Here is a 13945-nt window from a genome sequence, read left to right as displayed (position 1 = left end):
CTACGGCAGCCCCTCCTCGGCGATCGACGGCAGCGGCACCACGTACGTCCACCGGTCCGTTTCGTCGAAGACGAGCACCCCGCCATCGTGCACCGCCTGGACCAGCTGCCCGGCGTACCACGCGGTCGCCACCCCGTGCGGGTTGAGCGCAACTGCGCGCTGGACGACGGGAAGCACTTCCTCGGGCGGGCGCCCCATGGCGACCAGCACGGCCGCCAGGTTGAACGCATCGCCCGCTCCGAAGCCGAACCGCCGGTCGAATCGGCGCAGCGCCCGCTCAGCATCCCCCAGCCGGCCCGGGTCGACCGATGCGGCGGCCACCAGGGCGACGGTCTCCCGCCTTGCGTAGTCCCGCTCGAACGGATTGATCCGCGCCGCCGCCTCGTACCGCTCCGCTGCACGGGCAAACTCGCCGCCCGCAAACGCATCCCAGCCCGCCTGTGCGCGCAGGTCGGCGGCCGGCAGGGCGACCGCGATGACGACCCCCGCCGCTGCCGCGGGCACCCCGGCGAGGAATCCCCAGGAGCTCGGCCGCCGCTGCACTGGCCGGGCCATTGCTGCCGCTCCCATGGCCCCCAGCATGGCAAAGAACAGCGCATGCGCGGCCAGCGAAATTGGGTTGAGCAGGGTCAGCGCGCCGTAGGCTGCCATCGCCGCCCACGCATACGGCCAGTCAGGGCCCGGCCCGCCCCGGGCGCGGCGCACTGCCCGGATTGACGCCGCCGCACATCCGCCGACCAGCGCGAGCAGCAGCGCCAGCCCGGCAAGGCCGGTGGTTGCTGCCGTATCCAGCACGGAGTTGTGGGAGCTCTGGGCGATGAGGTCATACTCCTCGTAGGCGCCGCCCAGGTCGGCCGGCCGCCAGCGCGGAAAGCCGAGGTGGAGGCCGTCAGGCCCCGTCCCGAGCAACGGCCGCGCCGCAATGACGTGGAGCGTGCCTTCCCACAGGGCCAGCCGCGTCGAGCCGCCGGTTTCCGCCCGGGTGGCCTGCCCCGAAACCCGCGCCGCGGTGCCCTCGAGCCCGCCGGCGGCCAGTGACGCGACCGTTACCAGCCCGAGCGCAAGGCCGATGACCGGCGCAGCACGCAGCAGCGGCCGCCCGGCCTCGCCCGCAATCCACCGGGCCACAGGCACGAGGACGAAAAACAGCAGCACCGCGGCCAATCCCGACCGGCTCTCTGCCTCGAGCACGATGAAGAGCGCTGCCGCCCAGCTCGCCGCTGCACCGGCCGCGAACCGCCGCGCGGGCACAAAGGCCACGAGGCCCATCGAGATAACCGCAAACGCCGCGAGCTCGTTGGCGTTGCCAATCGTCCCGATCGCCCGGTCCGAGGTGTCGATCCACCAGTCGAACGGGTCCTTTCCGGCTGCCTGGACCGCTGTGTAGGCGAACGCGGCTGCAAGCCCGGCGAATCCTGCCCCGAAAACCCGCCAGCGGCCGGATGCCGCCAGCGCCCAGCCCCCGGCGAAGAGCGCCGCACAGGCAAACTGCGTCACGATGCCCTGCCGATACTGGTAGTAGCCGAACACGCTCCCCCGCCAGTCGAGCCCTGCGGCCGCAGCTGCGACCACGACCGCCAGCCATCCACCGAGCACGCCCTGGAGCCACCCGGGCATGGTCCGCCGCCAGCCGCCCCAGAGGAAGCCGGCCACGGTCGCGCCGCCGGTGGCCGCGAGCAGCGCCTGCTTCGGCAGGGTGAAATCGTCATAGAGTGCCGGCCAGAACACTGAGGGGACGCCGCCCAGCGCCGTCGCCATCGCGCCGGCCAGCAGCCAGTCGGCCGGCGCTGTTCGTCGAACGCTCACACGGTCATGGTACGACCGTTATCCGGTATGGCCCGGTTCACCCCGCGCCCAGAGCGCCCGCTCATCGATGCGCCGCTCCATGGTGTGCTGCACGGGCACGAAGCCGTGCGCCAGCCAAAACGGCGCGCCCGAATAGTTGCCCGAGGCCCAGTGGAGCGTGCATAGCTCATGGCCGCTCGCCGCCGCCCACGCCATCGATGCCCGCAGCAGGGCCGTCCCCACGCCGCCGCCCCGGGCCGCCCGTGCCACGACGCCTTCGAACAGGTAGAGCCGCTGGTCGTTACGGACATTGGGCGGCGTAAACCCCGGCAGCAGGAACGACTGCATACCAATGGCGCGTTCGCCCTCCCACGCCAGGAACGTTGGCGTTTCGCCTGCCAGCGATGCCTGCAGGAACCGCTCCATCGCAGGCTCCGTCTCCGGTATCGCCGGCCAGAACATCGGCGAACTCCGGTGGTGCTCCATCAGCTCGAGGCTGAGCTGCCGCACTGCCGCGATATCTTCCGGCGTCGCCCGGTCGACCCGTACGCCTGCGGCGGGCCGCCCGTCGACCGGAGCGCCGGTCAGCCGCGTGGCCGCGGTCATCGTCCGCCCGAATCCGAGATTCACCCAGGCCTCTTCCGTCTCCCGGTCGCCAGGAACCACTTCCACGCGGTGAATAAGCAACCCATCGCGAACCCAGCGGCCGGCCAGCGCTGCGTACAGCAGCCGGTAGATGTCGGTGGCGTTTTCGCCCGCGGCGACTGCGTGCCCCAGCACCGGCACCATCGCGGAGCGGGGCGGCACAAACTGCGCGGCGAAGTCCGTCGGCGCGATGAACACCCGGTTCGCCGCGCAGAAGCCGACCACGCGCCCATCCCGGACTGCGACCACACCTTCCGCAAACTGCCCGCGGCAGATGGCGCCCAGCACCTCGCCAGCCGCCGCCGGGTCCTCCAGCGTCCCTTCGAGGAAAGGGAGACGCGCGCGGTCGGCACGGTGACGGGCGGCGAGCAGCGTCGCACACGCGGGCAGGTCGTCATCAAGCAGGGGGCGGACCTGGATGTGACCGGGCATCCGCCGAACTGTAACAGGACGGGCGCTTCGCCTTTACCCCGCCCTGTTTCGCGCGTGTTTCGTCCATGTTACAATTCCATTAAATCTGCTTGGAGGCAGAGTACGCATGAGGAGCAACGTCGTGACCGACCCCGAGGAAGCTGTCAAGCAGGCATCCGCCCACCTCTACGAGGCCCTGACCCATCATTACGGGCCCCTCGACCTCGCCGCGCACCAGCCGATCGTCCGCGCCATCTCGGAGTACGGCCAGCGCTGCCGCGAGCATGATGAGGTCGGTCAGGAAGTCGCCAGCCGCCACGTGTACGAGGCGCTCACCCATCACTTCGGCCCGCGCGACCTCGCCGCCAACGACCCCGTTGTCAGGGCCCTCGCCGAGTACGGCGAAGCCTGCCGCCGCGCCGGCGTCCGCAAAAGCTGAGGGCCGGCAGCAGCCACGGGCAATGAGGAGCGCCCGGAGGGAATCTCCCCGCCGGGCGCCGTGCTGTCGGTCCTTGGGCTTCGTTCCGCCCGCCTAGCAGCGCGGGACCCGCTCCTCGAGCGCGGCCACCAGCCCGCTGATCGGTACCCGGACCTGCGCTTGCGTGTCCCGGTCGCGGATGGTCACGCAGTCATCTCCCGGCTGGCCGTCCTCGCCGACCGTCTGGAAGTCAATCGTGACGCAGCATGGCGTGCCAATCTCGTCCTGCCGCCGGTACCGCCGCCCGATGCTTTGCGTCTCGTCGTACTGGGTCATCCAGAGCGGCCGCAGCATGTCATACACCCGGCGGGCCGTGGGCCGGAGCGCATCATTTTTCGAAAGCGGCAGCACCGCCACCTTGATGGGCGCAAGCCGCGGCTTGAACTTCAGCACTACCCGCTTCTCGCCCTTTTCGTCCGGCTCCTCGCTGTAGGCGTCCAGCAGCACCACCGCGAGCGTGCGCGTCAGCCCGGCCGCCGGCTCGATCACCCAGGGAACGACGTGCTGTCCCGTATCCTCGTCGAAGTACGTGAGCGGCTGGCCGCTCAGCTTCGCGTGGGAGCTCAGGTCGAAATCGGTCCGCGCTGCGATCCCTTCGAGTTCGCCCCAGCCCCAGGGGAAAAGATACTCAATGTCCGTTGTGGCCGCGCTGTAGTGCGAAAGCTCGTCCTTGTCGTGGTCCCGCAGCCGGAGCCGCTCGGGCGCAATGCCGATCACCTCGATGTACCAGCGCAGCCGCTCCTCGACCCACTGCCGGTGGAGCGCCAGGTACTCGACCGGGTTGTCGCGGTCCCGCGGCGGCATGCAGAAGTACTCCATCTCCATCTGCTCGAACTCGAGCGTCCGGAAGATGAACCGGCCCGGGGTGATCTCATTGCGGAAGCTCACCCGTGTCTGTGCGATGCCGAACGGAAGCTTCCGCCGCATCGACTGCTGCACATTGACGAAGTTCACGAAGATGCCCTGCGCCGTCTCCGGCGGCAGGTAGGCCATGTTCGCCTCGTCGGCCACCGGCCCCACCTGCGTGCGGAACATCATGTTGAACTGGCGGGGCTCCGTCAGCTCCCCGCCGTCGTATGGACACAGAGGATTCCCGTTCGCATCACGCGGTACCTCGCCGTAGGCCCCCTCCTCGAGGTGGTCGGCCCGGAACCGCCGCTGGCACCGTTTGCAGTCGACCAGCGGGTCCGTGAAGTTCGCAACGTGGCCGCTCCCAACCCACACCAGCGGATTGGTAATCAGCGCAGCATCCAGCCCGACGACGTCGTCGCGCTCCTGCACCATCGAGCGCCACCACGCTTCGCGGATATTCCGCTTCAACTCCACCCCAAGCGGCCCGTAGTCGTACGCATTGGCGAATCCGCCATAAATTTCGGCCGATGGGAAAACGAAGCCGCGACGCTTCGCGAGCGAGACAATCGTCTCAAGGTCGGGTGCTGGCACGGGAACCTGCCTGGATACCGGAGTCGGCGCGCCGGGCTGACGCGCCGCCATCATGTCACCTTACCGCGCCGGGCCCTTAGCCGCCGGAGCCGGCGAGGCGCGCCCGTACGTCCTCGACGCTGAGCGGCACCTCAAACACCTTCACCCGAGACGCGCCGCCCCTCACCAGTACGACATCGCGCCCCGGCAGCCCCAGCGCCTTCGCCAGCAAAGCGGCCACGGCCGCGTTCGCCTGCCCATCGGCAGGTGCCGCACGGACACGTACCCGCAGTGTGCCACCCGCCTCGAACCCCTCCACGGCATCCCGGCCGCCGCGCGGGGTCACCCATACCGTCAGTCTCGTCATGAAAGGGCCCGGTCAGCCATGTTGGTGTAGAACAAATGTTTGTACTGTGCTATGGTACGCCACGACGGCGCCCGGGGATGGTATCATCCGGCGCCGAACGAACCCGGCGGGTGGCCCACACATGGCAGATGCAGACCGCGCTCGCGCGCTCGAACTCGCGCTCTCCCAGATTGAAAAGCAGTTCGGGCGCGGCGCCATCATCAAGCTCGGCGACGCCGAGGCGAACCAGACCGAAGTGATCTCCTCCGGCTCCCTCGCGCTCGATATCGCCCTCGGCGTCGGCGGCATCCCCCGCGGGCGGGTCACCGAAATCTTTGGTCCCGAGTCGGCCGGCAAGAGCACCCTTGCCCAGCACGTCATGGCCGAGGCGCAAAAGATGGGCGGCACCGCCGCCTACATCGACGTCGAACATGCCATGGACCCCGGCTACGCCCGCGACCTCGGCATCAAGCTCGAAGACCTCCTCGTTGCCCAGCCCGATACCGGCGAGCAGGCCCTCGAGATCTGCGAAACCCTCGTCCGCTCCAATGCGGTCGATGTCATTGTCGTCGACTCCGTCGCTGCCCTCGTGCCCCGGGCCGAGATCGAAGGCGAAATGGGCGATGCCCACGTCGGCCTCCAGGCGCGCCTCATGTCCCAGGCCCTCCGGAAGCTGACCGCTACCATCGCCCGGACCAGCACCGCGGTGATCTTCATCAACCAGCTTCGCGAAAAGGTCGGCGTCGTCTTCGGCAACCCGGAGGTGACCCCCGGCGGCCGTGCGCTCAAGTTCTACGCCTCGGTCCGCATCGACATCCGGCCCGTCGACTCCATCAAACGCGGCCCCGACATTGTCGGGCGCAGGGTCAAAGCCAAGATTGTCAAGAACAAGGTCGCACCGCCCTTCCGCCAGGCCGAGTTCGACATCATGTTCGAGCCCCCGCGAGGCATCTCCCGCACCGGCGATATCCTCGACCTCGGGGTTGAGCATGGCATCCTGACCAAGAGCGGCGCATTCTATTCCTACGGCGATATGCGCATCGGCCAGGGTCGCGAGAACGCAAAACAGTTCCTCGACGATAACCCCGAACTCGCCGTCGAAATCGAAAACGAAATCCGCCGCCAGGTTGGGCTCCCAATCCGCGAAGTACGAGGTGAGCAGCTGGTGGAACGGTAGTTCCCCGGCCGTATGGACGAGTCAGCAAGTCCCCAGGTTCCCCGCGTCGTCTCAATGAGCCCGGCCGGCCGCGGCAGGCTCCGTATCGTTGCGCTCAGCGACGGCCGCGAGCTCGTCTTCTCCGACGAGGCTTGCGAACGGGCCGGCCTGGCTGTCGGCATGGCTGCAGACGCCGACCTGCTCGCGCAGCTCGACCACGAAGAACGCCGTGCCAATGCGCACGAGGCCGCCCTCCGGCTCCTCGACGCCCGCCCGCGCTCCGAGCATGAGATGCGCACCCGCCTCGCCCTCCGCGGGTTTGACCCCGAGACGGTCGCCCACGAAATCGAGCGGCTCCGCAGCGCCGGCCTCCTCGACGATGCCCGCTTCGCCCGCGCCTGGGTCGAAGACCGGATGCGCGTCTCCCCGCGCGGCACCGCCATGCTCCGCTACGAACTCCTCGGCCGCGGCATCGATCCCGAGGCAGCAGCCGCTGCCACCGACGGCATTGACGACCTGGAACTGGCCCGCTCGCTCGCCATCCAGCGCGGACGCCGCTACGTTGACCGCTCCCACGAGGAGTTCCTCGCGAAGGTTGGGGGCTTCCTCCGTCGCCGCGGCTTCGATTACCGCGTCACCGCCGAAGCCCTGCGCACCGCCTGGGAACAGCTTGCAGGCGACCGCCCGGGCCCCGATATCGCCGACGCACCGTAAGTGCGGCGCTATCGAAGCGCACCAATCTCTGGCAGAATCCGCAGGCACGCTATCCTCGGCCATCGCGGCCGGCACCGGAGGTTACATCGTCCATGGAATTGCGCTTCGGCGAGAAAGAGGAGGCCCTCCGCGCGGAGGTCCGCAAGTTCCTGCAGGAAACGCTCGGCAATCGCCTCGAAGAAGGCGGTGAACAGCTCGGCACCCGCTCCGACGAGGAGTTCGAGTTCGCCCAGGAGTTCAACCGGAAGCTCGCCCAGCGCGGCTGGATCGCGCCCGCCTGGCCGAAGGAGTACGGCGGCCTAGGCGCCTCCATCTTCGAGCAGATGGTGTTCAACGAGGAGTTTGGCTACTGGGGCGCACCCGATACCGGCACCCGCGGCTTCGGCGTCGGCATGATCGGGCCCACCCTCATCATCCACGGCACCGAGGAGCAGAAGCGCTATTACCTCCCGAAGATCACCAGCGGCGAGCACATCTGGTGCCAGGGGTACTCTGAACCGGGGGCCGGCTCCGACCTCGCCTCGCTCCAGACCCGCGCCGTCCGCGACGGCGATGACTACATCATCAACGGCCAGAAAATCTGGACCTCCGGCGGCCACCGCGCCAACCAGATGTTCTGCCTCGTCCGCACCGATCCGGAGGCCCCGAAGCACCGCGGCATCAGCTTCCTCCTGATCGATGACATCAAGAACACGCCGGGCCTCACCATCCGCCCGCTCATCAACATGGCGAACCGCCACCACTTCAACGAAGTTTTCTTCGAGGACGTCCGCGTCCCGGCCAAGAACCTCGTCGGCGAGGAGAACCGCGGCTGGTATGTCGCGATGACACTCCTCGATTTCGAACGGTCAGGCATTGGCACCACCGCTTCCCAGCGGCGCACCCTCGAAAAGCTCGCGCGCACGCTCCGGGAAGGCCCGGCCGACCGCCGCGCGAAGTACCGGACGAAGCTCGCCGACCTGGTCATCGCCAACAACGTCGGACGCTACCTCGGCTATCGCATCGGCTACATCCAGTCAAAGGGCCAGGTGCCGAACTACGAGGCCTCGGTCGTCAAAATCTTCCAGTCGGAGCTTGGCCAGCGCATCTACAACTTCGGCGTCAACATGCTCGGCCTCGCCGGGCAGCTCCGCCCCGAAGAACCGCGCGCGCCGCTCCACGGCGAACTCCCCGAGTCCTACCTCATGTCGGTCCCGTCGACCATCTACTCCGGGACCAACGAAATCCAGCGCAATATTATTGCCACTCGCGGGCTCGGCCTTCCGCGCGGCTAGGCAAACCGCCGGCCCAGTCCACAGGCCGGAGGGCGTGCAGCACCGGCTGCACCCCCTCCGGCACTCCCCACGTACAATCGGTCCGTGCTCACCCCCGCAGAGTTCGAGCGCCGGCTCAGGGTCATTACCGCCCTGGCGGCCCTCTTCGGCCTGGCCGTGTTCGCGGCGCTCCTCTGGTGGCAGGTGCTCGATACCGGCCTTGCCAGCCAGGACCGCAATCCCCGCACCCTTAGCCGCTTCTACGACCCCGGCCGCGGCCGCATCCTCGACCGCGAGGGCAATGTCCTCGTTGAAACCCTCAGCGGAGGCCGGCGGTACCTCTACGATGCCTCGCTTGCGCACGTCGTCGGTTACCTCGACCCGCGCTACGGCTCCCAGGGCATCGAACTCGCCTACGATGCTGTCCTGGCCGGCCGCACCGGCAGCGGCTGGCTCGACGCCCTCCGTTACGAACTGCTGCGCGAACCTGTACCGGGGGACGACGTCCGGCTCACGATCGACCCCGCCGTCCAGGCTGCAGCCCGCGAGGCCCTCGGCAACAGGAAGGGAGCCGTCGTCGCACTCGACCCTGTCACCGGCGAGATTCTCGCGATGGTGAGCGTCCCGACGTTCGACCCCGGCAGCCTGGGAAACACCGGCGAGTCCCTGCTGCAATCGCCCGACGCGCCGCTGCTCAATCGCGCGACCCAGGGGCTCTATCCGCCCGGGTCGACCTTCAAGGCCGTGACCGCCGCGGCTGCCCTGGAAGCCGGCATCATTACCCCCGAAACAACCGTCGAATGCCCGGGCGAAATCATCATCGACGGATTTCCCATCTCCTGCCGCAACACGCCGCAGGGCGTCGGGACCTACACCTTCAGCCACGCCTTTACCTACTCCGTCAACGCAATCTTCGCCCAAATCGGCGTCGAGCTGGGCTGGCAGCGGCTGGAAGCAACCGCCGCCCGCTTCGGATTTGGCCGTCCCATCCCGCTGCCCCTTGAAACGGCTGCCTCCCAGGTCAGGTCGCCCGGCGCCAGCCGAGACACCGTCCTGCTCGCCTCGACCGCCTTTGGCCAGGGGCAGCTGCTCGCCACGCCGCTCCAGATGGCGCTCGTCACCGCCGTCATCGCAAGCGGCGGCGAGTTGCCCCGGCCCCGGATCGCCCTCGAGGCCGTGGACCGCAACGGTGCGGCCCGGCCGCTCTCCGCTCCGTCGTCCACCCGCGTCCTTGACCCGCGGTTCGCCAGCCAGGTCGCGGCCATGATGGCCGCGGTCGTGGAAGCCGGCCAGGCGTCCGGAGTGGCAATCCCCGGTATCCGGGTGGCGGGCAAAACCGGCACCGCCGAGGCGGGCGACGGCACGTCCCACGCATGGTTCATCGCCTTCGCTCCCGTCGAGCGGCCGCGTATTGCAGTCGCCGTCGTCGTCGAATCCGGCGGGCAGGGCGGATCTGTCGCCGCGCCGATTGCCGGTCAGGTTATCCGTGCGGCGGTGGCCCGATGACCGGCCAGCCGCTTCTCGAACGCGCGATCGCGCGTGTCTTGCGGCTCGGCCTTCCTGCCTCGCTCCATCCGTCCTCCCTTGCCCAGGCGGTCGTCGATGCGGTCCTGGGTGCCGCGGCCGGCGGCGAGGTCCCCAACCGCATCGTGGTGCGCCTCAGCCCAGGTGATGCCCGCAGCCTTTCCGACGTTCTCGATGACCTTGAGCCAGCCATCCGTGAGAGCCTCGACGCCGCCTGCCGCTCCACCGGCCTGCGGCCCTTCGCTGCCTGGCAGCTCACCTTCATGCCCTCCGTTGCCTGTGAGCCGGGCCAGCCTGCCGTCAACGTCGATTTCCACGACCCCGCCGCGCCTGCCAGCGTCGCCACGGTCCGTGAGACCGTCCGCATCCGTCGCCTAGAAGGGCTGCGTCTGCGCCTCGCCGCGGGCCCTGCGGTTCCGCTGACCCACACCCCGTTCGTCCTCGGCCGGGGGGCCGACTGTGACCTCGTCGTGCCCGACCTGACAGTCTCCCGCCGCCATGCCGAAATCCGCCATGGACCCGGCGGCGGTCTCGAAATCCGCGACCTCGGCAGCCGGAACGGCACCTTCGTGAACGGCGAACGTGTCGCCGCCGCGCCGGTTCACGCCGGCGACGTCATCATGCTCGGGTCGGCCGAGCTTCGCCTCGAGGCTGCCCCGTGAGCGACTCCGTTGAGCTGCTCCTCCTGCGGCTGGCGCTGTTCGCGGTGGTTTTCGGCACCTGCGCGGCCGTCGCATATTCGCTCCGCTCGAGCTACCTCCCCCGGCCGGGCGGTCGCGGTGACCGACCCGCCGCCCAGTGGCGGCTCGTGCTCGAAGTCCCGGGCGAGTCAGGCGTCCCGCGGGGCACCTCCTACCGCCTCGCCGGCGTCATGGAGATTGGGCGTGACGGCGGCGCAGCCATCGTTATCGGTGACCCTTCGGTCTCCGCGCGGCACGCCCGTCTCGAACTCCAGCCCGGCGGCTGGCTCGTGCGCGACCTCGGCAGCACCAACGGCACCTTCGTCGACGGCCTCCCTGTCCCGCCTGGCGGCCTGCGCCTCCGCGGTGGCGAGCGGCTGCAGCTCGGTGCCGTCGTCCTCCGGCTCGTTCCCCCGGAGCGGTAGCGGCAGCGCCGCTACTTCCGCGCTTCCAGCCGCTCCAGCCGGTCGCGGAGCTTCGCGTTCTCCTCCCGCAGCTTCTCGAACTCCTCGCGCAGCTTCCGCACCTCGTCGTCGGTCGCGGCCCCTTTGCGCAGCGCCAGCGCATTCTCCCGCGCCACCCGCACCCCGCGGCCGTCCAGCTCGCGCGCTGCCATCCGCTCCAGCGCGGGGACCTGCGACTCGTCCTTGAGGGTCTTGAGCGCGTTCGCCGCAGCGATGCGCACCCGGAAGTCCGGGTCGTCGAGAAACGTGGCAATCTCCTCGCCGAGCGCCTTCTTGCGCTCCGGGAAAAACTCGCCCAGCCGCGCCAGCGCCCCCACGGCCGGCGGCCGCGCCTGGAACGGCTCGCCGTATCGCGCGGCCCGCCGCAGGAGGTCGAATCCCCGCTCATCGCGCAGCTCAACCAGCCCGTCGATGCACCCAACCCGCACGACTTGCCGAAACGACGGCCGGTCGAATTGCGCTGCGATCGCGTCGAAGGCGGCTGGCAGCCGCAGTTTGCCGAGGCTCCGGCAGGCCTCCGCCTCCACGAACCACGACTGGTCGCGCCGCGCATACTTCTGCAGCGCCTCGAAGACGGCCTCGTCGCCGCGGAACTCGCCGAGCGCGGCCACGACCGCCCGGCGCGCCCGGGGCTGCCGCACCGCCAGGCATCGGAGCAGCGCGTCGCGCGCCGCGGTTGTCCGGATTTCGCCAAGCGCCCGTGCTGCTGCGGCCTGGACACCCCACCAGCGGTCGCCCATCACCGCAGCCTCAAGTGCGGCTGTCGCCTCAGCGCCGCCCTTTTTCCCCAGCTCGGCTGCGGCCCACGCCCGTCCGAGGATGCTGTCGTCCTCGCGCAGCTGCAGCCGCAGCTCCCCGACCGACTTATCCCACTCCAGCTCCTTCAGCACCCAGCCGTACGGGTCGAACCGGCACAGGTCCGGCTTCCACGGCAGGGGGAACACGAACTGCTCCTCAGCGCGCGTCACCTCCACCCGGAACGCCTGCGGCTTCCCGCGCCCCTTCCGGAAGTCGATCGTCACCGGGAAGCGGAAGATCGGCGTCCCGTCCGCCGTCTCCTGCGTTTGCTTCACGCTCACCGCCGCCAGCCCGCGCTCGTCATCCCAGCTCCAGCTGACCTTTAGCTTCGGGTGTCCAGGCCGGTACACCCACTGGTCGAAGAACCACTCCAGGCTGCGGCCCGTCTCGGCTGCAATGGCGTCCACCAGGTCCTGGGTTATGACGTTCTGCTCGGCGTGCTCGCGGACATACCGCTGCAGCGCCCGGAAAAACGCCTCATCGCCCAGCTCGCCCCGCAGCATGTGCAGCACGAGCGAACCTTTCTCGTACAGGTGCCGGTCGAAGATGTCGATCGGGTCATGGAAGACATTCGTCACGACCGGCCGCCGGTACCGCTCGTCCAGGTAGAGCCGCGTATTGTCGATGACCCCCTGCCGGTACCGGTCGACCCCGTGGTGGTGCTCGTCCCAGAGCATCTCGAAGTAGGTCGCGAACCCCTCGTTCAGCCAGCCATGCGACCAGTCCCGGCAGGTGAGGAGGTCGCCGAACCACTGGTGCGCCAGCTCGTGCGAAATCAGGTCATCGCTGTCGAAGTCCCGCTTCGCCTTCGCGTCGAGGAGGATGTTCTCCGTCATCGTCGTCGCGCTCGTGTTCTCCATCCCCCCGAACACGAAATCCCGGACGACGACCTGGCTGTACTTCGCCCACGGGTACGGCATGCCGGTCAGCTTCTCGAACAGCGCGACCATCGCCGGCGTGTTCGCAAACGTCCGCGCTGCTGCCTCGACATCCTTCGACTCAACATAATAGTCGATGGGCACCCGGTCGGCCGCACCTTCGACCCGTGCGAACTCACCCGCCGCGATGGTGAGCAGATAGGCGGGGTGCGGCCGGTCCTGGTGCCAGTGGAACGTGCGCGTGCCGTCGCGGTTCCGTTTGTCGCTCAGCAGCCGCCCGTTGGAGAGCGCGAACCAGTCCCCCGGGACCGTCACCACGACGTCCGACGTGAACTTGTCGCTTGGGTGGTCGAAGCACGGAAGCCAGAAGCGGGTGTCCTCGTCCTGGCACTGGGTCCAGACCTGGCGCGGCTTGTCGGGGTAGCCCGCATCCGGCCCGATGAAGTACATCCCGATGCGCGGCGCCGCCTCGTACGTGATGGCGATCGGCAGCTCCTGCCCCCGCTTTCGCCCCTCGCCGATGTCCACGGTCAGCTGCCGCCCGTCGTACTCGAACGGCACATCTCGCTTCCCGACCGTAACTGATGAGATGGTCATATCGACCGCATCGAACGGCACGAACCGGGTCCCGTCATTGAGCGGCGAAACCGTGTGCGTGACCGTTCCCCGCACCCGCCGCGCCTCGACATCAAGGGCGACCTCGATCTTGACGTGGAGGATGTCGACTACCCGGTCCCGCGGCCACACCGGCCGGTCGCCCGGCAGCGCGTGGGGCGGAGTGCGCGGCTCGTCGGCAGCCAGTGCGAGCCGGCCGCAGGAAAGGCGCTCACCATACAGGAACGACATCGGCAGGTCCGCCTCCTCGTGTTCTGGCGAGCCATCCTACGGGCCGGCCTCCCTACGGGCGACGCAGCCGCTTACGTTGCGTTGGCCTCCAGCCACGCCAGCACTTCGTCACCGTGCGCGTCCGGCTTCACCTTCGGCCAGGTCTTCGCCACCTTCCCCTCGGGGTCGATAATGACCGTCGACCGGATCAGCCCCTCGTACTCCTTGCCGTACATCTTCTTGGTGCCCCATGCCCCGTACGCCCGGGCGACCGCATTGTCGGTGTCCGCCAGCAGCGGGAACGGCAGGCCGTACTTGTCCGCGAACTTCCGGTGCGAGGCGCTGCTGTCGCCGCTCACTCCCAGCACCACCGCTCCCTTCGCCTGGAGGGCGCCATAGTTGTCGCGGAAGTTGCATGCCTCCCTGGTACACCCCGGAGTGTCATCTTTCGGATAGAAGTAGAGCACGACCCACTTCCCCGCGAAGTCGGCCAGGGAAACGGGCCTCCCATCCTGGTCGGGCAGCGTAAATGGCGGCGCCGGCGTGCCGGCTTCGGGCATCGTCAT

The 13945-nt window shown here is 68.9% G+C and carries 13 protein-coding genes; 7 read left to right on the top strand and 6 right to left on the bottom strand.

What is annotated here, in order from left to right; translation table 11 throughout:
* Together A9A59_RS10520 and A9A59_RS10515 are read right to left on the bottom strand one after the other, a co-directional pair.
* Entirely contained in the window at positions 1-1806 is a 1806-nt protein-coding gene (locus A9A59_RS10520; protein WP_098504226.1) for an O-antigen ligase family protein, read from the bottom strand.
* Positions 1807-1824: 18 nt separating this feature from the next.
* Positions 1825-2862, bottom strand: coding sequence for a GNAT family N-acetyltransferase (locus tag A9A59_RS10515; RefSeq protein WP_098504225.1), 1038 nt, complete (start codon positions 2860-2862; stop codon positions 1825-1827).
* Positions 2863-2968: 106 nt separating this feature from the next.
* Here A9A59_RS10515 and A9A59_RS10510 point away from each other — a divergent pair, with 106 nt between their 5' ends.
* Complete coding sequence (locus A9A59_RS10510) at positions 2969-3280, top strand: hypothetical protein (protein ID WP_098504224.1); 312 nt, start codon at positions 2969-2971, stop codon at positions 3278-3280.
* 93 nt (positions 3281-3373) lie between these two features.
* Here the strand turns inward: A9A59_RS10510 and A9A59_RS10505 are convergent, their stop codons facing one another.
* The gene (locus tag A9A59_RS10505; RefSeq protein WP_278286881.1) at positions 3374-4762 is read right to left on the bottom strand and encodes a glycine--tRNA ligase; all 1389 of its coding nucleotides are present in this window, start codon (positions 4760-4762) and stop codon (positions 3374-3376) included.
* Between the two features lie 76 nt (positions 4763-4838).
* Positions 4839-5108 carry a DUF167 domain-containing protein gene (locus tag A9A59_RS10500; RefSeq protein ID WP_098504222.1) on the bottom strand — a complete coding sequence of 90 codons (270 nt, stop codon included), beginning with the start codon at positions 5106-5108 and terminating at the stop codon, positions 4839-4841.
* Positions 5109-5229: 121 nt separating this feature from the next.
* Between A9A59_RS10500 and recA the strand changes: the two genes are divergently transcribed.
* The 6 genes from recA to A9A59_RS10470 all read left to right on the top strand — a co-directional run bounded on the left by recA (position 5230) and on the right by A9A59_RS10470 (position 10839).
* Entirely contained in the window at positions 5230-6264 is a 1035-nt protein-coding gene (gene recA / locus A9A59_RS10495; RefSeq protein WP_098504221.1) for a recombinase RecA, read from the top strand.
* A 12-nt stretch (positions 6265-6276) separates the two neighbouring features.
* Positions 6277-6957 (top strand): regulatory protein RecX, encoded by a 681-nt coding sequence (locus A9A59_RS10490; protein WP_098504220.1) that lies wholly within the window; start codon positions 6277-6279, stop codon positions 6955-6957.
* 92 nt (positions 6958-7049) lie between these two features.
* Positions 7050-8231 (top strand): acyl-CoA dehydrogenase family protein, encoded by a 1182-nt coding sequence (locus tag A9A59_RS10485; RefSeq protein WP_098504219.1) that lies wholly within the window; start codon positions 7050-7052, stop codon positions 8229-8231.
* 84 nt (positions 8232-8315) lie between these two features.
* Positions 8316-9716 (top strand): peptidoglycan D,D-transpeptidase FtsI family protein, encoded by a 1401-nt coding sequence (locus tag A9A59_RS10480; protein WP_098504218.1) that lies wholly within the window; start codon positions 8316-8318, stop codon positions 9714-9716.
* Positions 9713-10396 (top strand): FHA domain-containing protein, encoded by a 684-nt coding sequence (locus tag A9A59_RS14340; protein ID WP_278286880.1) that lies wholly within the window; start codon positions 9713-9715, stop codon positions 10394-10396. Before A9A59_RS10480 ends, A9A59_RS14340 begins: the two co-directional genes overlap by 4 nt.
* Complete coding sequence (locus A9A59_RS10470; RefSeq protein ID WP_098504217.1) at positions 10393-10839, top strand: FHA domain-containing protein; 447 nt, start codon at positions 10393-10395, stop codon at positions 10837-10839. The genes A9A59_RS14340 and A9A59_RS10470 overlap by 4 nt, the downstream gene beginning before the upstream one ends.
* 11 nt (positions 10840-10850) lie before the next feature.
* Here A9A59_RS10470 and A9A59_RS10465 read toward each other — a convergent pair whose 3' ends face one another.
* Together A9A59_RS10465 and bcp are read right to left on the bottom strand one after the other, a co-directional pair.
* A complete protein-coding gene (locus A9A59_RS10465; protein ID WP_098504216.1) occupies positions 10851-13400 on the bottom strand; it encodes a M1 family aminopeptidase in 2550 nt (849 codons plus the stop codon).
* Between the two features lie 71 nt (positions 13401-13471).
* Complete coding sequence (gene bcp / locus A9A59_RS10460; RefSeq protein WP_098504215.1) at positions 13472-13945, bottom strand: thioredoxin-dependent thiol peroxidase; 474 nt, start codon at positions 13943-13945, stop codon at positions 13472-13474.

This window comes from Tepidiforma thermophila (genome assembly GCF_002563855.1).
GTDB lineage: Bacteria > Chloroflexota > Dehalococcoidia > Tepidiformales > Tepidiformaceae > Tepidiforma > Tepidiforma thermophila.
Note: the sequence above shows the minus strand (reverse complement) of the source record. Positions and strands in the feature narration are given on the sequence as shown.